General features: G+C 68.3%; 19 protein-coding genes. 11 read left to right on the forward strand and 8 right to left on the reverse strand.

The features are described from left to right. Positions 1–24 precede the first annotated feature (24 nt). From Aple_RS06940 to Aple_RS06980, 9 genes are all read left to right on the forward strand, one after another. Positions 25–1,065 carry a homoserine dehydrogenase gene (locus Aple_RS06940; protein ID WP_155343632.1) on the forward strand — a complete coding sequence of 347 codons (1,041 nt, stop codon included), beginning with the start codon at positions 25–27 and terminating at the stop codon, positions 1,063–1,065. A gap of 93 nt (positions 1,066–1,158) precedes the next feature. Continuing rightward, a complete protein-coding gene (locus Aple_RS06945; protein ID WP_218038154.1) occupies positions 1,159–1,488 on the forward strand; it encodes an ArsR/SmtB family transcription factor in 330 nt (109 codons plus the stop codon). A 1-nt stretch (position 1,489) separates the two neighbouring features. After that, complete coding sequence (locus Aple_RS06950) at positions 1,490–1,957, forward strand: SRPBCC family protein (protein WP_155343634.1); 468 nt, start codon at positions 1,490–1,492, stop codon at positions 1,955–1,957. A 164-nt stretch (positions 1,958–2,121) separates the two neighbouring features. Next, entirely contained in the window at positions 2,122–4,155 is a 2,034-nt protein-coding gene (locus Aple_RS06955) for a M6 family metalloprotease domain-containing protein (protein ID WP_246264191.1), read from the forward strand. A 139-nt stretch (positions 4,156–4,294) separates the two neighbouring features. After that, positions 4,295–4,738, forward strand: a complete 444-nt coding sequence (locus Aple_RS06960; protein ID WP_155343636.1) for a hypothetical protein — start codon at positions 4,295–4,297, stop codon at positions 4,736–4,738. A gap of 133 nt (positions 4,739–4,871) precedes the next feature. After that, positions 4,872–5,462 (forward strand): RNA polymerase sigma factor, encoded by a 591-nt coding sequence (locus tag Aple_RS06965; RefSeq protein ID WP_308805496.1) that lies wholly within the window; start codon positions 4,872–4,874, stop codon positions 5,460–5,462. After that, entirely contained in the window at positions 5,455–6,450 is a 996-nt protein-coding gene (locus tag Aple_RS06970; RefSeq protein WP_155343637.1) for a CU044_5270 family protein, read from the forward strand. Before Aple_RS06965 ends, Aple_RS06970 begins: the two co-directional genes overlap by 8 nt. A gap of 313 nt (positions 6,451–6,763) precedes the next feature. Further along, positions 6,764–8,257: a heparinase II/III domain-containing protein gene (locus Aple_RS06975; protein ID WP_246264192.1), complete on the forward strand. Its 1,494-nt coding sequence runs from the start codon at positions 6,764–6,766 to the stop codon at positions 8,255–8,257. Between the two features lie 24 nt (positions 8,258–8,281). Then, entirely contained in the window at positions 8,282–8,803 is a 522-nt protein-coding gene (locus Aple_RS06980; protein ID WP_155343639.1) for an XdhC family protein, read from the forward strand. Positions 8,804–9,054: 251 nt separating this feature from the next. Here the strand turns inward: Aple_RS06980 and Aple_RS06985 are convergent, their stop codons facing one another. From Aple_RS06985 to Aple_RS06995, 3 genes are read right to left on the reverse strand one after another with little or no spacing between them, the layout of a single operon-like run. Further along, complete coding sequence (locus tag Aple_RS06985; RefSeq protein WP_170321319.1) at positions 9,055–9,318, reverse strand: hypothetical protein; 264 nt, start codon at positions 9,316–9,318, stop codon at positions 9,055–9,057. A 52-nt stretch (positions 9,319–9,370) separates the two neighbouring features. After that, positions 9,371–9,934 (reverse strand): hypothetical protein, encoded by a 564-nt coding sequence (locus Aple_RS06990; RefSeq protein WP_155343641.1) that lies wholly within the window; start codon positions 9,932–9,934, stop codon positions 9,371–9,373. Positions 9,935–9,938: 4 nt separating this feature from the next. Then, the gene (locus Aple_RS06995; RefSeq protein ID WP_170321320.1) at positions 9,939–11,201 is read right to left on the reverse strand and encodes a phytase; all 1,263 of its coding nucleotides are present in this window, start codon (positions 11,199–11,201) and stop codon (positions 9,939–9,941) included. Positions 11,202–11,497: 296 nt separating this feature from the next. On the opposite strand from Aple_RS06995, the gene Aple_RS07000 reads away from it, so the two are divergent. Beyond that, the gene (locus Aple_RS07000; RefSeq protein WP_155343643.1) at positions 11,498–12,364 is read left to right on the forward strand and encodes a class I SAM-dependent methyltransferase; all 867 of its coding nucleotides are present in this window, start codon (positions 11,498–11,500) and stop codon (positions 12,362–12,364) included. Between the two features lie 39 nt (positions 12,365–12,403). Here Aple_RS07000 and Aple_RS07005 read toward each other — a convergent pair whose 3' ends face one another. The 5 genes from Aple_RS07005 to pstC form a co-directional block, all read right to left on the reverse strand. Then, complete coding sequence (locus Aple_RS07005) at positions 12,404–14,758, reverse strand: Ig-like domain-containing protein (protein ID WP_155343644.1); 2,355 nt, start codon at positions 14,756–14,758, stop codon at positions 12,404–12,406. A gap of 10 nt (positions 14,759–14,768) precedes the next feature. Continuing rightward, positions 14,769–16,694: a phosphate ABC transporter substrate-binding protein PstS gene (locus tag Aple_RS07010; protein WP_155343645.1), complete on the reverse strand. Its 1,926-nt coding sequence runs from the start codon at positions 16,692–16,694 to the stop codon at positions 14,769–14,771. Beyond that, on the reverse strand, positions 16,691–17,476 hold the full coding sequence (locus Aple_RS07015; protein WP_218038169.1) for a phosphate ABC transporter ATP-binding protein: 786 nt from the start codon (positions 17,474–17,476) through the stop codon (positions 16,691–16,693). The genes Aple_RS07010 and Aple_RS07015 overlap by 4 nt, the downstream gene beginning before the upstream one ends. 62 nt (positions 17,477–17,538) lie before the next feature. Beyond that, the gene (gene pstA / locus Aple_RS07020) at positions 17,539–18,627 is read right to left on the reverse strand and encodes a phosphate ABC transporter permease PstA (protein ID WP_170321321.1); all 1,089 of its coding nucleotides are present in this window, start codon (positions 18,625–18,627) and stop codon (positions 17,539–17,541) included. A 64-nt stretch (positions 18,628–18,691) separates the two neighbouring features. Further along, positions 18,692–19,777: a phosphate ABC transporter permease subunit PstC gene (pstC, locus tag Aple_RS07025; protein ID WP_218038155.1), complete on the reverse strand. Its 1,086-nt coding sequence runs from the start codon at positions 19,775–19,777 to the stop codon at positions 18,692–18,694. A 309-nt stretch (positions 19,778–20,086) separates the two neighbouring features. Between pstC and Aple_RS51885 the strand changes: the two genes are divergently transcribed. Continuing rightward, the coding region (locus Aple_RS51885) for a hypothetical protein (RefSeq protein ID WP_218038156.1) at positions 20,087–20,836 on the forward strand (750 nt) is incomplete at its 3' end.

The raw sequence follows: 20,836 nt of genomic DNA on the forward strand, positions 1-20,836 counted from the left end.
CCAGACGAGGAGGAGCAAAAGTCCATGCGTGAAGTGAGCCAGGTCGGCGATGCGTCGAATCGCCCACCGCATCAGGTCGGCGTGGTGCTCTCGGGCTACGGTCCGGTCGGTCAGGCCTTTGTCCGGTATCTGGCTCAGCAGGCGAATGCGCTTGCTCGCCGGCACGGTGTACGGCTGGGCGTCGGTGCCGTCCGTGCCGGCTCGGCACAGTGCTGGCTCCCCGAGGGCGGGCCGGTGCCACCGCGCTCAGATTGGAGCCCGCCGGCTTCGCTGGAGGAGACGCTCGACCGGACCGCCGCCCGCGTGCTCGTCCAAGCGATACCGTCCTCACCTCACCTGCGGCAGCACGCCGCCGAGGAAGCCATCGCCGCGCTACGACGGGGGGTTCACGTGGTCACGGCCACCAAGAGCCACCTGCTCAGCCATTGGCGAGTACTCGATGAAGCGGCCCGCGCGAGTGGCAGCATGATCAGGATCTCCGGGGCGACGGGGGCCGCCCTCCCAGCGGGGGACATCGCGAGGACGGCCTTGCGTGGCGTGGGCTGCGACACGATTCGGGCTTGCCCGAACGGCACCGTCACGTTCGTCCTCGACCGCCTCGCCGAAGGCGACTCGTTGCCGGACGCTGTCCGCGAGGCGCAGCGTCGGGGGATCGCGGAAGCAGATCCTTCGTCCGACCTGTCCGGTGTGGACGCCGCCACGAAAGTGCGGCTGCTGGCGGCGCTGGCCTGGGGATGGGATCCGGCGTCGGTTCGGGTACAAGCGCAGCCGGTGCACGAGGGCACCGCCAGTGACGCGCTGCGCGCGGTCTCTCGAAGCCGCCGGCTGCGGGCCGTGGCAAGCGCACGCGTGGACGAGCCTCTCCTCGTCCACGTCCGGCTGGAGGAGACAGAGCCGGGCGACCCCCTGCACGCGCTCACCGGTCCAGAAAAGGCTGTGGTGTTCGGCTGCCCGGACGCGGGCGACATCATCGTGAGCGGCGGACGCTCGAGCCCGCTCGGGGCGGCGCTCGCACTGGTCAAGGACACCATCGAGGTCACGGCTCCCCGCTACGGGTTCTTCTGACTGGCACTTCTCATGAAGGGTTGACCGAGCTGCGGCAGGAGGCATATTCAACCTATAAGTTAATTAACCGATCGGTTGAGGAAGGCGGAGACAGTGGACCGGCTGAGCGAAGTGTTCAGCGCCCTCGCCGACCCGACCCGGCGGGCCATCCTGGCCCGGCTGGCGGACGGCGAGGCGACGGTCAACCAGCTCGCCGAACCGTTCCCGATCAGCCTCCAGGCCATCTCCAAGCATCTGAAGGTGCTGGAGCGGGCGGGGCTGATCACCCGCGGCAAGGAAGCGCAGTGGCGGCCGTGCCGCCTCGACGCGGCGCCGCTGCGCGAGGTGGCCGACTGGATCGCCGACTACCAGCGGTTCTGGGAGCAGCGCTACGACCAGCTCGGCGAGTATCTGCAACGGCTTCAGAGACAACAGGAGGAATGAGATGAGCGACACCCTGACGGTGACCCTGCCGTCCGACCTGGAGATCAAGATGGTGCGCGTGTTCGACGCGCCGCGCGCGCTCGTCTTCGAGGCGCACGCGAACTGCGAGCACATCAAGCACTGGTGGGGCCGGGGCAACCCGCTCGACTGCGAGATGGACTTCCGCCCGGGCGGCGCCTACCGCTTCGTCGAGCACACGCCGGACGGCGAGCAGTACGCGTTCCGCGGCGAGTACCGGGAGATCCAGGCGCCGGAGCGGATCGTGCAGACCTTCGAGTTCGAGGGCATGCCCGGCCACATCTGCGTGGAGACGCTGGAACTGACGGAGGAAGACGGCAAGACGACGGTCACCAGCGTCACCCGGTTCGGCACGAAGGAAGAGCGCGACGGCATGGTGTCCTCCGGCATGGAGGCCGGTGCCCGGGAGTCGTACCAGGCCCTGGCCGAGTACCTGGCGAAGCTCTCCTGAACCGCGACAACTCACGCGAGTGCGGGAAGCTTGCACGTTTCCCGTACTCCTAACAGAGTGTCAATTGATCTATAAATATGCCCTATATAACGTGACATGGTATGAGACGCCCCCTCAGGTTGCTCCTGGCGACCGTGGCACTGTTGCCCCTCTCGTTACTTTCGGTGACCCCTGTTTCCGCTGAGCCCGCGCCCGACCCCGAACTGCCCTGGCGCTACGATCACTGGCCGCAAACCCAGCCGTGGCAGCAGGACGCACCCGGCGCGGCCCAGCTCCGCTCCCTGGGCGGTCAGCAGGGGCACCCAGCCCCGATCGACCCGCAGAACTGGAAGAACCCGGACCACATGACGTGGGCCGACTACAAGAAGGTGCCGGGCACCAACTGGGCCGACCCCTCGGTGCCCGGCTCGACACGCACCTTCAAGGGCGCCCTGGTCCTGCTGGACTACCCCAACCAGCCCTTCGTCGTCACCCAGCCCAAGGGTTCGACGGTCTTCAAGAATCCCACCGCGGAGGCCCACGACATCCCCCGCGACCAGGTCGCCAAGTTCTACCAGGACTTCCTCAACACCCCGAACGCGCTCAACCGCGGTCACACCATCCACGAGTACTGGATGGAGGACTCCGGCGGCCGGTACGGCGTGGACCTCACCGGTTTCGGCCCTTACACAATGCCGGGCAAGGACCACGAATACGCGCTGGAGTACCAGCGCAACTCCTGCCCGGCCGGGGACACCTGCAACAAGAACCTGCGCGCCGACGGCAACGCCGCCTGGCTGGCGGCGGTCGGCCCGGAGACCGTCGCCCAGTACGACTTCGTCTTCTTCGTCAGCGCCGGCCAGGACGAGTCGTCCACCTGGCAGGAGTTCGGCATGATGAAGTTCCCGACCAAGGAAGACGTCACCGACGAGTTCGGCCCCGACGACCCGGCCCTGCCGAACTGGTCGCCCACCCGCTACGTGGAGTGGACGTCCTGGCAGGCGGGCTCGACCTTCTGGCCCAACGCCCGCTTCGGCGTCGACTCGGTCCAGGCGGAGAGCTCCGGCATGGGCGTGTACGCCCACGAGTTCAGCCACATCATGGGCATCGCCGACAACTACAACAACCCGTACTCGATTCCGGCCCGCCGAGCGTACACCGGGATCTGGGAGATGCTCAGCCGGGGCAGTTTCAACGGCCCGGGCGGCCCGCACAGCCGCTGGATGATCCCGCCCACGGGAGGCGGTTCGATGGGCGCCCAGCACATGCTGCGCAACAAGATCAAGCTGAACATGGTCGACGAGGCGAACGTGCTGCGGCTGAACCGGGACGCGCTGGACGAGTCCGGGCTCGTGGTGGCGGAGGTGACGGCTCGGGCCGTACAGCCGGGGCCGAACGGGCTGATGGGGATCAACATCGCGATGGGCGCGGACCTGAGCCCGGCCTGTTCGACCAGCACCGACCCGCTCTGTGACGGCGGACGCTACAACAACTACACGGTCGAGGTCGTGGACCGGATGGGCGCGGACTCGTTCACGCCCGACTCCGGGGTGCTGCTGGCCAAGACCAAGGACCAGGACCAGGCCCCGTTCGAGTGGGTCATCGACGCCAACCCGCAGGACATCGGCATGACCGACTACGTCCTGCCGGACGGCACCGCGGTCCCGATCACGATCGGCGACTACCGGCAGCTGTCGGACGCGCTGTTCCACGCGGGCGCCGACTCCGGCAGCGAGTTCGAGTTCACCGACGAGGCCAACCGCCTGCACTTCTACGTCCTGGACGTGAAGCGCTCCGGCAAGGGCGTGCTCTCCTACAAGGTGGCGGTCCGCTCGCTGGACGGCTCCGGCCCGCAGAAGCGCGGCGTCCAGGTGCTGCCCAGCATCGGCATCACCGCCGGTGACAGCGTCGCCACCTGCAAGTTCCCGGTGTTCAACACCGGCAAGAAGGCGGCTACCACCGCCCAGCACCCCGAGGACGTGTCCGCCTACCTCAACAGTGACGTCTACCGCCTGACCGCCGAGGTGGAAGGCCGCGGCTGGACGGTCTCCCTGCCCAACCAGCTCGCCACCGCCGAGTTCGGCAAGAAGGTCACCGTGCCCGTTCACGTCCTGCGGGCCAAGGGCGGCGCGCTGCTCGCCAAGGTCAACCTGACGGCCACCTCGGAGAGCGACCCCACCAAGAAGTCCAAGTCGACCTGCCTCGCCGTAGGCCGCTGAACCCGCTTTGAAGGGTACGGCGATCGCCGTACCCCTCATTGACTTCCGGAGGGCACTAGGGAACTTCCCGGCACTGCCCCCGAGGCCAGGTGATGCCGTCCTTTCCTACCGTTTCGGATATCAGACAACGGGAGGAACCATGGCATTCACCTCTGGCAGTTTCCAGATTCCGTTCGGGCTGTCCCCGGCCCTGCTCAGCGGAAAGATCCAGGCCGAACTGGTCGACGTGGGCGGCGGCCCACCCGCCGACGTCCTCAAGGCGGGAGACCCCTTCCAGGTCAACCTCACCTGGGAGCTCACCGGCTCCCTCGCGCCCATGATCGGCGGCACCTGGCAGCTCCGCCTGCTGATCGACGAGATCGGCGGCCCGCACGACGCGCCCTTCCCGGCGGCCCCCCAGACCAAGCCCCTCACCGGCCTCAACGCCTACAACGACGCCATCGTCGTCACCACCGGCCTCCCCGCCGGCGCGGGCGGCAGCAGCTACGCGATCGTCGCCTCCCTCAGCTACCTCAACGTCGCCGGCACCCCCGGCGCCATGGGCGGCTTCGTGGACCTCGGTCTCGTCAGCGTCATCGCCTGACATCCTGGGGAGGCGACGATCAAGGGGGAACGTCGCCTCCCACCAGGGCTGCGTGAAAGTGGATGGGCGGATCGGGAGATACAGGGTGTCCGCCGCTCGCAGCCGAAGGAACGCACATGACGGGAAGACCATCGTGACCACGGTGTCCTGGGCCGGGCATCGGGCTGGGGACGCCGAGGTGGTGCGGCGGTCGCTGGCCGAGTCCGAGCGGTTCAGTGTGATCTTCGATGCGTATTTCGCGGAGATCCATCGCTATGTGACGCAGCGGCTGGGGCCCGACAGCGCGGAGGACGTGGTCGCGGAGACGTTTCTCACCGCGTTCCGGAAACGGGCGCGGTATGACCCGTCTCGTGCGAGCGTCCGGGTCTGGTTGTACGGCATCGCCAGCAATCTCATCCGCCGCCACCATCGCACCGAGGTCCGTACCCTGCGAGCACTCGGACGGCACGGCCCAGATCCCGATTTTCCGGGACATGAGGATGAGGTCTCCGCGCAGGTGAGCGCCGAGAGCCTGCGTCCGGACATCGCGACGGCCGTCGCGGAGTTACATCAGCGGGATCGTGACGTGCTGCTGCTGGTCGCGCTGGCAGACCTCAGTCACGAGGAGATCGCCGCCGCGCTGGGGATCCCGTACGGGACGGTGGGTTCGCGGCTGAATCGCGCCCGGCGCAAGCTGCGGGCGGCGCTGGGCGACAGCAACCCGATGGGGAGCGACCATGGATGAGCTGACGCGGGTCCGCGAACTGTACGGCGAACCGAAGCCGGACCCGGCTCTCAAGGCCCGGGTGGGCGCCCTGCTCGAAGCCGAAGCGCGGCGGCGGCTGCGCAGGCCGTGGACGGTGGCGCTGGCCGGGCTGGCGGCTGCCTCGGCGGCGGCGGCGGTCATCGCTCTGCCCGGAGGATCTCCGGGCGTTCCTGGAGCGACTCCCACGTCGGGGCGGTCGATTCTGCTGGCGGCGGCGGATACCGCGGAGTCGGGGACGGTGCAGGCCGGGGCGTACTGGCGGGTCAGGAAGCTGGTGCGGCAGCGGTATCCGGAGATGCTGGGCGAGGGCGGGAACCGGTATTGGATGGTCGATCGCCGCATTTCGGAGCAGTGGGTTTCCCGGACTGGCAAGGTCTGGGCTGGTGCGGTCTCGCTGGGGGCGGAACCGGCCGAACCGGCCGACCGGGAGGCCTGGCTCCAGGAAGGCTCGCCCGCCGAATGGCCTGGGCACCAGGTGTTCACAGCACCGGGGCCGAGCACGCTCGCGGCCGTGCGCGGCGGGGTGGCGTTCAGCATGGCGGGGCAGCCGATGACGTTCGCGCAGATCAGCAGCCTCCCGGTCGACCCCGCCGCGCTTCGCGCCCACGTCGCGAAGATCGCGTCGGCGGACGAGGGTGTGGTGGCGGACGCGCTCAGCGGTCTGCTCTGGAGCAAACCGTCTCCCCCTGATGTACGGGCTGCGGCCTACCGTGCTCTCGCGGATCTGCCGAATGTCACCTACCTCGGCACACAAACCGACGAATCGGGCAGAACTGAAGCGGCGTTCTCCTTCGCGCTGCGAGAGCCGTCCGGACTGGCCCAGCGGACATTGATCATCGACACCGGGAACTCCCAGATCATTTCCTCCACCACCGACGCGGCCGGGGTGAAGAACGACCGGATCGAACTGGTCCTGGAAGCCGGCTGGACAAACGAAAAACCATCCGCGCCGCACCCTCCGGACTGACCGCGCAACGACCAAGCCGAACTGATCTCGGAAGCCTGGTTGGACGAACGAAAGACCATCCGCGCCGTATCCCCGGGATGACCGCCTAACGACCAAGCCGAACTCGCCCCGGAAGCCTGGTTGGACGAACGCGCCGGGCGTCCCCGTTTCCCTGTAACTCCCCCGGCCCTCGGGGTCCCTTTCTCTCGTTTGGAGCAATCGCTTGTTTCGGCATGCCCTCATGAAGATGGTGGATTCGCGTCTCTCGCTGGCTACGAGCGACGGCCCGGTGGTCGCAGGTCCTGGTGGGATCTCGATCGATGTGGATCAGGTGATGGCAGGGCGTGTCGGATTTGTCGGGCTGCCTGTCGTTGATCTGGGGCGGGATATCGACTGGCGGGCCGATCCACACCGCAACCGGTCGTGGATGTTGAATCTGCACACGTTGCGATGGATGGGCGGGCTTGTCGTCGCGTACGAGAAGGGCGGGGATCGGGCGCTGCTGGAACGTGCGGCCGAGATCGCCGAGGACTGGGTGCGGAAGAACTCGCGGCGCTGGACGGGGGTCAGCGCGTGGGCGTGGGCGGAGCATTCGGTGGCGCTGCGGGCTCCCGCGCTGGTCCGGCTGAGCGCACATGTACGGGCGAACTGGCTGTCCAGGAGCCTGATCGAACATGCTCGCGTACTGTCCGATCCCGCCCTCTACCGGCACGGACACAACCACGGCCTGGACCAGGACATCGCGCTACTGTCGATCGGCTGCCGCTTCCGCCGAAGGCAGTGGACAGACCTGGCGATCAGCCGCATGGCGGCGTCGGCGAAACTCGCGATCGACGACCAGGGCGCACTACACGAGCAGGCCCCCAGATACGGCGTCTACGTGCACAGACGGCTGGGTATCGGGCTGGACGCGATCAGAGAGTGTGGGGCCGTGACCCCCGAAGGTCTGAAGGAACGGCGCCGGTCGCTGGAGACCTACGTGAGTCACGCCACCCAACCGGACGGACGTCTGGTACCGATCGGGGACACTCCGGCCGACACCCGCCCGACGGGCTTCCGCAACGAGGAGGCGACGGTCAAGGTCTTCGACAGCGGTTACGTGTTCGGGCGTACCCGATGGAACGACCGCAGCTCGGCGTACTACTCGATCAGGTTCGGGTCGGCGCGGAAGTTACACGGTCATGAGGACCATCTGGGTGTGACGTATCACGCGCATGGCCGGGACATTCTGGTGGAGGCAGGGTTCCATTCGTACGAGAAGGACGCCTACCGGGAGTGGACGACCTCACCGGAGGCGCACAATGTCCCAGTCGTGGTCGGCGGGGAGTTCCGTCCGGGTACGGCCACGCGTCTGGAACACTCTGATGTGGGACCGACGCGGCAGAGTTTCCAGCTGGCCGACGACGCATACGGGGTAGTGCGCACAAGGTCGGTGCTGGTCAATCATGGTCCCGATCTGATGGTCGTGCTGGATGAGGTTCCGGAAGGTGCTCAGCTGCGTAGCCTGTGGCATCTCGCGCCGTCGCTCCGGGTGATCTCGAACCGCGATGGCCGCGTGGTGGTGGCGAACGGGAACTGGCGGGCGACCATGGTGTTCCTCCCGGCCGGGGAGCCGGAGGTGCGCCAGGGCACAGTCTCCCCTGGCTACCTGCGCAAAGTGGAGACGACGTCGGTGCTCTCACCGCCGGGCACCAGGGTGCTGACCTTGATCGTGCCGGGTACCGATGATCCGGAGGTCTCCTTCCGCGGCGGCGGAATCACGGTCGGCGGTGTGTCACTTCTCACCGTGCCGCTTCCCGGCATTCCACTGCGGCGTACCCTGAAATAACCGGCTACGTGAGAAGGTTTCGAGATGGCCCACGTTCACGACGCGTCTTGCGCGGTCGCCCACGAGGAAGCCGCTCCGAGCGAGGAGACGCGCACACTTGTCGCAGTCTTCGCCTCCCCCATGGCCGGATTCCTCCTGAAATACGGCACTGATCTGGGCTACCGGCCGATCTTGTTCGAACCGGATCCAGACCGGATCGTCGAGTTTCCCGGCGTGAAGCGAGTCACCGAGCCCACCGCAGAGTTCGATGAAACGGCCGACGTCGTCGTCACCGACCACCATCGGGACGGGATCGGGCCGATACTCCGCGATGTCCTCGGATATCCAGTCCGGTGGATCGGAATCATCGGAAGCCCTCGCCACCAAGGACCCCACGTCCAGGCGCTCACCGAACTGGGAGTCGCCGAGTCGGAGATCGCCCGAGTGCACCGACCGATCGGGCTTGACATCGGATCACGCACCCCACCGGAGATCGCCATCGCCACCCTCGCCGGACTGATCGCCGACCGCAACAACCGTCCAGGCGGGTTCGCCTTCGCCCGATAACCGCTCGCCAGTTGGACCGGGTCGCGAGGATCCCGCGCTGGCCTACAGACCGACTCCCCGCGCCCCGCCCGCTCGACCGGATCGCGAGAGTCCTGGAACATGCCGCCGCACCCGGGCAGCACCGACGACCACATCCCAGCCAAACACCTCCATCAGGATCACGTGTTCGTCAGCGAGTGGCTCTCCGACGTCTAGGCGTGCGGGGCCCTCCGCGCCACGAAGGACCTGAGGTTACGGGGTGGCCGACTAAGCTATTTCCCTCCAAGATCAATTGTCGATCTCCAGCGGCGCTCGATTTCGTCGGGCGCCGCAATCGGCGAGAAGTCGGGATCGAACATGGATATTATTTCCCTGGATTCGATCATCGATATCCCGGCCACCTCGCGAAGAAGTCTCATAAAGTTAAACGGAGTCAAAGCATACGACTCACGGCCGCGCCAAAAATCAAGCAACTCGGCAAGGCTACATCCTTGTGCGATCAGCTTGCGAGCTTCGATGAAGAATTCTCCCATCATATCTCTAGCATCAGGATTACCTTGGAGCAAACGAGGTGCTCCGATATAGTCATCAATGGCCTCCCGGAGATGCCGTTCCGCAGCGACCCTCAGTTCGTGGCTCAACAGTCATCCAATTCTTGGATGACTTCAGCAGACATCCTCCGTCTAGCTGGGCAATCACTCGGTCGTCGAGCGCTGCAGCCACGAACTGTGTCTGCTTGCTGCGTGCTTCATAAAGCCTGAATTTCGACATTCGAGGATCGCTGGGATGAGCCCACCAAAGGTGTGGAGTCAATAGGTCGCGATGGCCGTCGGCGACAACGAATCCCTTTTCTCCCACCTGCATGAAATCACGAACAACCATCATGCAATCATAGTTGTACTCACCCTTCCCATAATACTCCAACGAACATTCGACCACTTTTATAAAACGAGACATAGCGGCCCGAATTAGCACTCTGTTACATTCTTCGATCGGCAGGGCCGCCAGAAACTCCAGTTGAGAATACCTTGAGTAGATAGGAAACTGATCCCATGGGTCGGCATACATAAGACCAGAGTCAATTCCCCAATCCTCTTCGTCCAGAAGATGCGTCAGTTCTTCAACGAAGCGACTGTCCAACTCAATGGGCATAGAGTCAGTTCCGGGTGTCGACGAGTAAGCCCATCCGGCGGGCCAGGTCGTCCCACCGGACCAGTGCGAACGCGTTTCCGCTGGTACGGGCGGCCAGCATGCCTTTCCCGTAAGGCGAGCCGAGGGCCAGGTTCGTGATGGCCAGGCTGCCGGTTGCTGGGACCGAGCCGATGCGGAACTTGCCCATGTACTGGACGGGTTGACGGTTGTACACGGCGAAACGGCCGTTTCCGGGGGTGGCGGCGATCAGGTAGCCGGGGCTGCCGGGGGCGCGGTAGAGGGCCAGCGCGCCGACGTCTTCGAGGCGGTCGCTGCCTTCGCCTGGGCCGCAGGTGCCGTCGGCGGCAGGTAGGGCGCCGAATCCGGAGACCACGTCGACGAGGGAGGGCTGTCCGGTGAGGTCGGGGGTGAGTTGCCAGATGCCGACGCCGCGCTGTGCGACGTAGAGGGTGGAGGCGTCGGCCGCCAGGCCTACAACGGGGGCGGGGCCGCAGGGCGTCCATGGGGTCAGATCGTGGGTGACCAGGTCGGTGGGGAGATCGAGGGTGCGGACGACCTCGTACGCGACCTTGCGGCCGGCGGCGGGCACCAGTCGCACCAGCGCGAGGCGGGCGGCGCCGTCCTGCGCGACGACCGCGTACACCCCGGTGGCGTCCTGCCAGACCCTGACGTCGCGCGGGAAGCCGTCCGGGAAGATCACCGGCATGTCGGGGGCGGTGACCTCCTCGATGAGCGGGTTTCCGAAACTCGCCGCCACCGGGCGGAAGGCGAGAGCGCGCAGCCTGCCGGTCGCGCCGTCGGTGACCAGCGCGATGTCGTTGGTCCATTCGGGGTCGAATCGGAACCGGTAGAACACGTCCACACCGGTCAGCCGGACCCCCGGGCCGTGCAGGCGGAGGAGGCGGCGACCGGCCAGGTTGTACGCGGCGATGCCACCGTCCTCGGCCGCGCCCACGACCACGCTCTTGCGGCGGTCGGTCGGATGCCGCCAGATCCCCACGCCAGCGGCCACCCCACCGGCGACCTTGGCCAGACCGGCCGGACGCACGTAGACCTGACCCCGCGCCTGAGGCTGGGTCTCCGCCGGAGCAGCGGGAGTCGGTTGCGCGGACGGGGCCGTGCTCGGCTGCTCCGGCGTGGGGGCTATCACGATGTCGACCTCAGGGTCCCCCAGCAACTCGGCACCGGTCAGGTTCGCGCTGGTGGAAACCACCGCAACCAGCACGACAGCGGCCACCACGGCCCCAGCGATCGGCAGCCTTCTCACAGCGGTCACTCCACCTCGTCCGAAACCCCGGCAAACAACAGAGAACGGCTGATCATGCCGAAGCGGAGAGAACCCTGGGCGAACGCCGTGACAACACCTCCACCGCCGCCAGTGAAGAACTGCCCCGCGCCTCGCGAGGCGTCCCACCTAAAGCAGGAGGGTCCCTGGGGCGAACGCCGTGGCAACAGCCATGCAGCCGCAGGTGAAGAACTAGGTGTTGAGTGTGCGTGGTGCTGTTCCTCCGTTGTTCCCCGTCAGGATCGCCGCTGTTGGCGGGGCCTCGCTAGGAATCCTCCATGACGACCACTGGCACGCCGATCATCGGTCCGGGGCGGCTGAGTATGTCCGCCGCCCGCCATCCCAATCCCCTCTGGTGGACCCTTGGCCTCGGCCTCGGGCTGGCCAATGCGGTGCGGCATCGGGGCAAGGCCTATCGGCGGCCGAGGCCGTACACGACGGAAGAGGTGGGGCGGAGTGTGGACTATGTGGTCGCGGTCGTCGATCGGTGGGAGGAGGACGGGGTTCGGAGCTGGGAGGGGCTGCGGGTGCTTGAACTGGGGCCGGGGCCTGACCTTGGCACCGGTGCGGTGATTCTTTCTCGTGGGGCGGCGTCCTATACGGCGGCGGACCTTTTTCCGCTCGCCGAGGACGCGGGCTCGCGCTACTACGACGCGCTCGGGGAACGCCTGGGCGTGCCCGTGGATCTGGATCGGATCGGTTATCACGTGACCGCGTTTCCGGGGCTGCCGGGTCTGGACGGGCCTTATGACGTAGTGGTGAGTAGTGCCGCGCTGGAGCATTTCGAGGACGTGCCCGCCACGTTCGCGCGGCTGGCCGAACTGGCCGCGCCGAACGCGACCATGACCCACCATGTGGACGGCATGGTGCACATGCGCGGTATTCGCCCCCGCGACCCGCTCAACCTGCTCCGCTACTCGGACTGGACCTACCGGCGGATGAGCTTCCCTGGCGTGCCCAACCGGCTGCGCGCGAGCGACTACCTGGCGGCGGCCGAGGCGACGGGCTGGCGGGCGCGCATCGTGCCCGGCCGCGTCGCCACGGACGCCTACGTCGAGCGGGTACGACCCGGTCTGGCCAGGCCATTCCGGGATCGCACCGATCTGGCCACGCTGACCTTCAGCGTGGTCTGCGCGCGTGATTAGCCGACCCGCCGACCAGGCGCAGCTGCCCAGATAACGACTTTAGGGACTCCCTCGGCCCCACGCGGTCGCCACGGTCGCCGGATCCGCGTACGTGGCGCCGCGGGCCTGGTTGAGTGCGCTGGTGAAGTCGTTCGCGCAGTACGACTCGCCGTCGCTGGTCCAGTGGGTCCGCCAGTCGCCGGTGCAGTCCCACTGGGTGCCGGTGCCGCCCAGGCGTTTGCCGCGCAGGAACTTGTAGATCTGGAGAATGCGCCACTGCCCGGGCACGCCCGACAACATCGCGGCCACCTGCTCGGGCGGGGCGTAGCGGGTGCCGTCGGTGCGCGTGCCCAGCACGGGCACCCAGTGGTAGCAGGTGAGGGCGGGGTCGTTGCACCAGTTTCCGGCCAGGCCCTGCACGCTCACGAAATAGGGCGAGATGGCCTGCTCGCGCAGGTTGACGCCGTAGCCGTACTGGCGGGCGTAGGCGAAGCAGGTGGCGACCGGGTCGAGCTGGACCGCCGTGGTGGGCGGGCTGCCCGCGTACCCGGGGTAGAGGAACAGGCCCCAGGCGCGTTGGTGGCCGTGGGCGGCGAAGGCGTCGAGGGAGCCGCAGGTCTCGGCGCGCAGGGTCTGGGGGGTGGGCTGCGGTTGCCCGGCGGGCGGGGTGAGGTTGATGTAGTTCGCGCTGTGGCTGATGAAGCTCCAGCCGTACTCCTCGCGCAGCCGCTCGGTCTCCGGCCAGGTGGCGTAGTCGGCGAGGGCGGGGTCGCAGAAGTTCTCGTCGGCGTAGCGGACCACGACCGACCCGGTGACGGGGATGCCCCGGGTGCGCAGGTCGTCGGCGAGGTCTCCGAAGAGGGGTACGGAGCCGCGTCTGAGCTGGCAGTTCTGGTCGACGGCGCCGAGTTGCGAGCGGCTGGCCAGCAGCGTGACGTAGCCGGGTCCCGCGCCGCTGCCGCGGCTGAACGGCACCGCGACGGAGGCGGTGAGTCCCCGGTCGTCGGCCGCTTCGGCGCGCAGGGTGAAGTTGCCGTACGACGGCGGGGTCCAGGTGGCCGACCAGCCCGAACCTTGGAGCGCGGGCCGGAAGGAGACGGCGGCCGGGCCCCAGCCGCCGGTGGGCTGCCAGTACTGGCCGGTGTCCCGGCTGATGACGTAGAGGCGCACCTCGCGCACCGAGGTGTCGTCGGCAGCCGTGCCGGAGAACGTGATCGGGCCGGTGCCGTACCCCTTGCCGAGGATCGGCGCGGTGATCGCGACCTCGGGGGCGAACGCGGCCGAGTCGGGCCCGCCGACCGTGAAGGGCACGCGGGGGTAGGCCGAGTCCTCCTGGCCGGCCGCGTCGATGGCGGTGAACTCGGCCTGGTAGTTGCCGGGGCCGGGTGGCGTCCACGCGAAGGACCAGCCGGTCCTGGTGAAGAGCTGCTGCCCGTTGGCCACCGACGCCTTCCCGCCGTCACGTGGGCCGGTCAGCGTGACCGCGCGCCGCTGGTAGGCGCCCCAGGTCCCGTCGGAGCGCAGCCACTTGCCGGTGCCCCGGTCGAGCAGGGCCACCACGACGGAGGCGACACCGCGCGCGTCGTCGGCCACGCCTTCCCATTTCACCGGTCCGCCGCCGGGGAAGGCCCGCCGGGTGGTGGTGACCGTCGTGGCGGGCGCGTTGGCGTCGGCGAAGAAGGTCCGGCTGATGTCGCGGGTGCCGCCGGAGCCGTCCCGCACCTTGACGGCGAAGGTGTACTGGCCGTCTTCGGGCGGAGTCCACCGGAATGTCCACACGAAGGTCCCGGTGCCGGTGAAGGGCGTGGCCTGGAGAGCCTCGTAGTTCGTGTCCCAGGTCCCGTTCGGGTGCCACCACTGCTGGGTGCCCACGTTGCGTACGGCCACCCGGACGTCGGTGACCGCCACGTCGTCGGCGGCCAGGCCGCGCAGGACCACCTCCCGCCCCCGGGGGACGATCGCGTCCTTGGCGGGCTCGGCGATCGCCGCGTCCGGCTGCGCCGAGACGGCGGCGGGCAGTTCGGTGACGGTGAAGCGGCGGAACGGCAGCGCGGGGTCGGTGGAGCCGTCGGCGGCGGTCGCGACGGCCTGAACCAGGTAGTCGCCCGGCTCGCCGCCCGGCCAGGTGTAGCTCCACGCGCCACCCGGGCCGACGGGCACGACCGGAGCGCTGTAGTCGCCCCAGGCGCCCGCCCGCCACCAGAGCTTCCCGGCGCGGTCCTGGATGCCGACCCGGACGGAGACCGCCCCGGTCGCGGTGCCGCTGACGGTGATGGGGGCGCGCGAGTGCAGCGTCCCCTCCCCCGGCGTGCTGATCTGCGCTGCGGGCGCGGCGACCGCGCTGCCGACGAACGGCGGGACCACGATGACCGATCCACCCAGCAGGGCGGCGACGGCCAGCCGTCGGATTCTCATAGGTTCTCTCTCAGTGCTGGCGGGAGCGGCGCAGGCGGGCCGCCATCCCGGCCACGGCGGGACCGAAGACGACCGCGATCAGCGCGAGGACCATCGCGAGCAGCGTCCAGGGCGTGCTGGCGGACTCCGCGACCTTCTTGACCTCGGTCGCGGCGCCCCCGGCGAGTTGCGGGTTGATGCTGGTGTTGCCGCTGCCGGACCCCGAACTGCTGGCCAGCGGGAGGACCTGCCCGTCGGTGGCGACCACGCCGGGGGTTCCCGTGCCGGTGTCCGTCACCGTCCCCGTCCCGTCGCCGGTCGGCGTGCCGGAATCGCCAGAACCGCCGGTCTCGCCGCCGCCGTCGTCCCCAGAGGTCGGCGTGCCACTGCCCGGGCCGCCGGTGTCCGACTTGTTCTTGCTGGGGCCGCCGGTCGGGTTGGACTTGCTGCCGGCTTTGGGGGAATTGCTGGCACTCGGGCTCGACCCGCCGCCGCCGTTCCCGGGATTGCTGGCCCCCGGCGAAGGGCTGGGGCTGTTCGAACCGTTGCCGTTGTTGTTCTGCTGATTGTTGTTGTTGTTCTGGTTGTTGTTCTGGTTGTTATTGTTATTCTGCTCGTTGTTCTGATTGTTGTTGTTGCTATTCGGGGGGTTCTCCTCGATCGCCTGCTCGCCTTCCTCGTAGCACTTCTTCCCGTCCGGCAGGGCCAGGCTCTTGTAGTACGCGCCCCACTGGGCTCCGGTGGCTGGCAGCGCCGGATGGCCGGGCACCGAGGCGAGCGCCTTCAGGCCCTGCTCGATGAGCTCGGTCGGGAGCTGCGAGTAGCCGATCTGGTCGACGTTCTTCTGCCCCTCGGTGATCGCGTGCAGGGTGAACTTGCTGATCACCTCGCCCTTGGCGGCGTCGTACCCGTCGGTCGGCACGATGATGTAGTTGTAGCTGGAGATCGGGTACGCGTTGGGGTGCGTGTGCGCGTACACGTCGGTCAGGTCGTAGGTGCCGTCGTTCTTGCGGTGGGCGGCGGTCAGCGCGATCGCCTGGCTGCAGGCGGTCGGCTCGGCGTAGTTTCCGGAGGCGTTCTTCAGCTTGACCACTGACAGCCCGGCCTGGATGGCGTAGGCGTACTCGGCGTAGCCGATGGCGCCCTTGCCCGCCGGTCCCTGCTGGACGGCGATCGCGACGGTGTCGGAGCCGCTCTTGTACTCCACGCCCGACCCCCGGCCGTCCGGCCACTCGTCGGTGGCCCCGCAGGTGGCGCCCTTGCAGTCCTCCGACGGTGCGGCGGGCGGCAGGCCGGTGCAGCCGTCGGGTTTGAGGCACCCGCCCTCCATGTAGCCCTTCCACCGGTCCCCCGCCTGCTTGCTGAGGTATTCGGTGAACACCGAGGTGGTCCCGGACCCACCCTTGCGCACGACCGGGTAGATCGGCGCGTGCGGCAGCCGGGCCTGGATGTCGGGGTTCTCCGCCTTGATGTCAGTATCGTCCCAGAACATCTCCGGCTCGCCCCGGTACTGCGTGTAGTACGCGCTGGTGAAGATCTTCACCAGCAGCGGCCCCGACAGCCGAAGCCCGGTGATGGGCTGCCCGGCGTTGTCCTTGATGCTGTACATGACGGCGGTGCCACCCCCGACCAGCGGCATGTACGTGTACGGAAAGTTCGGCAAGGCCTCCGTGCCGAGGTTGTCGGGGAACCGGTAGGACACGTCGCTGGAGGCGAAGTCGGCGTTCTCCCTCTTCGAGAACCGGTCCCGCCCGGCGGTGGACCCCACTTGCTGGTAGTTGATCGACAGTCCCTGCCGCCGCACGTCCACGGTCCACTGCTGGATCGCCAGATACGCGAACGTGGACCCGGCCCCGTTCACGGTCGGCAGGTCCGCCCCGCTCGCGGGGGATGGCCCGATCCCCAGGAAGATCAGGACCATCAGCAGCGATACCGATACCCGGCTGACCCGGCTCATCCGAACCTCCCGTTGACGTAGTCGGCGGTGCGCGGGTCCTCGGGCGAGCCGAAGATGTGCTCGGTGGCGCCCTGCTCGACCACCCGGCCCGGCTCGTCCTCGGCCGCCAGGAAGAACGCGCAGTGCTGGGAGACCCGCTGCGCCTGCTGCATGTTGTGGGTGACGATCACGATCGTGACCTGGTCCTTGAGTTCATGGATGGTCTCCTCGATCCGGCGGGTGGAGGTCGGGTCGAGCGCCGAGCAGGGCTCGTCCATGAGCAGCACGTCCGGCCGGACGGCCAGCGACCTGGCGATGCAGAGCCGCTGCTGCTGGCCGCCGGAGAGCCCGCCCGCCGGGGCGTTCAGGCGGTTGCGCACCTCGTTCCAGAGGCCGGCGCGGCGCAGACTCTCCTCGATGAGCTGCTCCCGGTTGCCGGCCTTGCGGCCGGTGAGTTTCAGCCCGGCCATGACGTTGTCGCCGATGGTCATGGCGGGGAACGGGTTGGGCTTCTGGAAGACCATGCCGATCCGGCGCCGCACCTCGGTGATGGGCAGCGCCGTACCGTAGATGTCGTCACCGTCCAGCAGCACGCTCCCGGCCAGCGTGGCGATCGGGACGAGCTCGTGCATGCGGTTGAGGATGCGCAGGAAGGTGGACTTGCCGCAGCCGGAGGGGCCGATCAGCGCCGTCACCACGCCGGCACGCATGTCGATGTCGACGCCTTCCAGCACCCGGCGCGCGCCGAACCAGGCCGACACACCGACCCCGCGCAGCGTGCCCCCGGCCGGCTGGGCCGGCATCGTGGCCGTGGTGGTCATCGTGGCCGTGGTGGTCTCGGTCTCCTTCTCGGTCTCCTGGGTGCTCACTTCGCCGCCCCCTTCCGACGGCGGCTCCGGCCGCCGCCGGGACCGGCGCCGCCCGCCATCCGGGCCAGCACGAAGAGTATGAGCACGAGAATGAGCAGGAGCAGCGCGCCACCCCAGGCACGTTCCACAAAGGTCTCCTTGGAGCTTCTGATCTGGTTGAACACGAAGAGCGGGATGTTGTCCTGGTAGTCGGAGAACGGGTTGACGTTGAGGACGTTGGTCCCGCCCACCGTGAGCAGAACCGGCGCGGTCTCCCCGACCACCCGGGCCATACCGAGGATCACCGCGGTGGCCAGCCCCGCCCTCGCGGTAGGCAACACCACCAGCAGCACGCTCCGCCAGTACGGCGAGCCCAGCGCCAGCGCCGCCTCCCGCAGGCTGCCGGGCACCACCCGGAGCACCTGCTCGGCCGCGATGGTCACCGTGGGCAACATCAGAATGGTCAGCGCCAGGCTGCCCGCGAAGCCGGAGAACCCCCAGCCGGTACGGATGACCACGATCGAGTACACGAACAGTCCGGCCACGATCGACGGCAGCGCGGTCATCGCGTCGGCCACCAGCCGGGTGGGCCGGGCCAGCGGGCCGGAGATCTCGCTCAGGTAGACGGCGGTCAGCACGCCGAGCGGGACCGCGATCAGGGTGGCGAGGCCGAGCTGCTCCAGGGTGCCGACGAGCGAGTGCAGCAGGCCGCCGTCCCCGGCCTCCGAGAGCGGGCCGGTGAGCTCCATCGTCTCGGCCAGGAAGCCGAAGTCGATCACGCTGAGGCCGCGGACCGTGACGTACCCGACCACCAGGAAGATCGGCGAGAGGGCCAGCGCCGCGCCGGAGGTGATCAGGACGGAGGCCAGCCGGTCGCGTGCGGTCACCGGGCCGTGGCCGTCCCGGACGACCAGCCAGTAGATGGGCAAGGTCAGTACATACCAGGCGACGACGAACGCCACGCCCTGGATCCGGAACGGCAGGAACCTGTCGAAGATCAGCCAGGTCAGCAGCAGTGCGGAGGCGGCCGATCCGGCGAACTCCCCGATGTCGGCCCACCGCCAGGCCCGGGGCCGCCGCCGCGGCGCCGCCTTCGCCGCAACCACCGCTTTATCCGGAATATCCTGCTTTTCGGCGGGCTTTTGCTCGATAGCCCGGGTCGCCGCCATGTCAGGCCACCGACTTCGCGCGCTCGACCACGATCGCGGCCAGCAGGTTGATAACGATGGTCACCAGGAAGAGCGAGAGCCCGGCCGCCATGAGCGCGCTCAGGCCCAGCTCCTGCGCGTCGAAGAACTCCACCGCGATCCCGCTGGCCACGGTGATGCCGCCGGTCTCGAAGATCTGCGGCTTGATCTCGAAGCGGATGTTGAGGATCAGCGTGGCCGCGATGGTCTCGCCGAGCGCGCGGCCGAGGCCGAGCATGGAGCCGCCGATGATGCCGGTGCGCCCGAACGGCAGGATGACCGTGGTGATCATCCCCCACCGGGTGCCGCCGAGCGCCAGCGCGCCCTCACACTCGTGCCGGGGGGCCTGCGAGAGCACCTCGCGGATGATCGAGGTGGTGATCGGGATCGACATCAGCGCGATCACCAGGCCCGCGTTGAAGAGTGAGGAGCCGGTGGCGACGGCCCGCATGAACGGCAGCGAGCCGCCCAGCTGCGCCACCAGCCAGCCCTCGATCGGCTGGAGCCACGGGACCAGGAAGAACAACCCCCAGAGGGCGAAGATCAGGCTGGGGATGGCCGCCATCAGGTCGACCAGCGAGGTGAGCGCGGCGCGGATGGCGCGCGGGGCGTACTCGTTGATGAACACCGCCGTGGCCAGAGCCAGCGGCACGGTCACCAGCATGGCCACGATCGCGGTGACGGCGGTGCCGAACATCATGGCGGCGACGCCGAATTCGGGCGGCACCGAGTCGGGGTTCCAGGGCTGGGTGGTCAGGAAGTCGAACCCGGCGGCCTGGAACGCGGGCAGCGCCTCCAGGAGCAGGAAGACGCCGATCAGCACGATGATCAGCAGCGTGATCCCGGCGCCGGTGCTGGCCAGCGCCCGGTAGAAGCGGTCGCTCCCGCTCAGCCTCGCCTCGATACGGCGAGGTCCCTCGTCGGCCAGGGGACCCTCGTCGGCCGGAGGTCCCGGAGGACCTGGCGGACTCGGGGGATCCGAGGGATTCGAAGGACCTGGAGGGTCCGGACGTTCACCTAAGCCGAGGGCCGCGAGGCCCGTCGATCCCTCGGCGTCGTTCGATTCCACCGTGCTCCTATTGCTGAGGCTCTCATCGCTGAGGCTCTTGGTGCTGAGCGCTCCCCTTCGCGGGCATATGTCAGACCGAAGTGTCGCCATGCCGACCTGTCCGCATCACCAATCCCGGGTTAACGAGAACCGGCGCGACAATTGCCAGTCGCGGTGAATGGCGAGGTCAGGTGAACTTCGCCGGGCCTCCCGTGTCCACGGCGCGACCTGCCAGTGAACACTCATGTCCGCCCCCCGATGCCATTGCCGGACGGGCACCCAAACGCTTTCCTTTTGGGGGATTACTGCCATTTGCAAGTGGAGAGCACCGTGTTGCGAGCGTCACGCAGGACCATTGCCGCCGCGGGGGCGATCGCGATCGCCGCGGCCCTGCTGACATTTCCCGTCCCAGGACCGACGAGCGCCAGCGCCGCGGCCGAACTTCCGACAGTGGAAGTCTGGACCGCCGCGACCGGCGGCACGAGAGTCGACGGCCCTGATGTCGTGGACCTCGATCCTGGCCAGACGGTGACGGTCCGGTGGCGCAACTTCGCCCCGAACTCCCCGGTCTCCCTCACCCAGTGCATCAACCCGTCCCGGATGTACTTCGGCGTCACCGGCCAGCTCCCGGTCTGGGACGACCGCAAGGGCTGCGCCCACCAGACCCGCGTCCGCGGCGTGACCGGCCCCGACGGCGCCGGCTCGGCCGCCTTCCCGGTCCAGGTCGGCATCATCGACCCCAGCGTGATCTCCAGGCTGGAAAGCAACGTGTTCGCGAACAACCCATTCCCGTGCAACGGCCAGAACAAGACCAAGCCGCAGGAGCCGACCTGCACGATCGTGGTCAGCGAATGCGAGTGGAGCCAGCCGCTCGAGCTGGTCCCCGGCACCCCGCCGATCGCCCGCACCCGCGCCACCGCCCCCAGCGACCCGGCAGGCACGGCTGTCGCCGCCATCAGCGGCCTGCTCCGCTTCAAGAATGACGCCGCCGGAGCACCCATCAACACCCACATCCCGCCGCTGGTGCCCCCGCCGGTGCCGGAGCCGAGCATCCCGCCCCTCCCCGACCCGCCCACCACC

The sequence above is a fragment of the Acrocarpospora pleiomorpha genome (genome assembly GCF_009687885.1).
Lineage (GTDB): Bacteria > Actinomycetota > Actinomycetes > Streptosporangiales > Streptosporangiaceae > Acrocarpospora > Acrocarpospora pleiomorpha.

Excerpts from the sequence above, each read along its gene's own strand:
- Aple_RS06940 (WP_155343632.1), top strand. The coding sequence starts at position 25 with ATGCGTGAAGTGAGCCAGGTCGGCGATGCGTCGAATCGCCCACCGCAT.
- Aple_RS06950 (WP_155343634.1), top strand. The coding sequence starts at position 1,490 with ATGAGCGACACCCTGACGGTGACCCTGCCGTCCGACCTGGAGATCAAG.
- Aple_RS06960 (WP_155343636.1), top strand. The coding sequence starts at position 4,295 with ATGGCATTCACCTCTGGCAGTTTCCAGATTCCGTTCGGGCTGTCCCCG.
- Aple_RS06970 (WP_155343637.1), top strand. The coding sequence starts at position 5,455 with ATGGATGAGCTGACGCGGGTCCGCGAACTGTACGGCGAACCGAAGCCG.
- Aple_RS06975 (WP_246264192.1), top strand. The coding sequence starts at position 6,764 with ATGGCAGGGCGTGTCGGATTTGTCGGGCTGCCTGTCGTTGATCTGGGG.
- Aple_RS06980 (WP_155343639.1), top strand. The coding sequence starts at position 8,282 with ATGGCCCACGTTCACGACGCGTCTTGCGCGGTCGCCCACGAGGAAGCC.
- Aple_RS06985 (WP_170321319.1), bottom strand. The coding sequence starts at position 9,318 with ATGATGGGAGAATTCTTCATCGAAGCTCGCAAGCTGATCGCACAAGGA.
- Aple_RS06990 (WP_155343641.1), bottom strand. The coding sequence starts at position 9,934 with ATGCCCATTGAGTTGGACAGTCGCTTCGTTGAAGAACTGACGCATCTT.
- Aple_RS07000 (WP_155343643.1), top strand. The coding sequence starts at position 11,498 with ATGACGACCACTGGCACGCCGATCATCGGTCCGGGGCGGCTGAGTATG.
- Aple_RS07005 (WP_155343644.1), bottom strand. The coding sequence starts at position 14,758 with ATGAGAATCCGACGGCTGGCCGTCGCCGCCCTGCTGGGTGGATCGGTC.
- Aple_RS07010 (WP_155343645.1), bottom strand. The coding sequence starts at position 16,694 with ATGAGCCGGGTCAGCCGGGTATCGGTATCGCTGCTGATGGTCCTGATC.
- Aple_RS07015 (WP_218038169.1), bottom strand. The coding sequence starts at position 17,476 with ATGCCGGCCCAGCCGGCCGGGGGCACGCTGCGCGGGGTCGGTGTGTCG.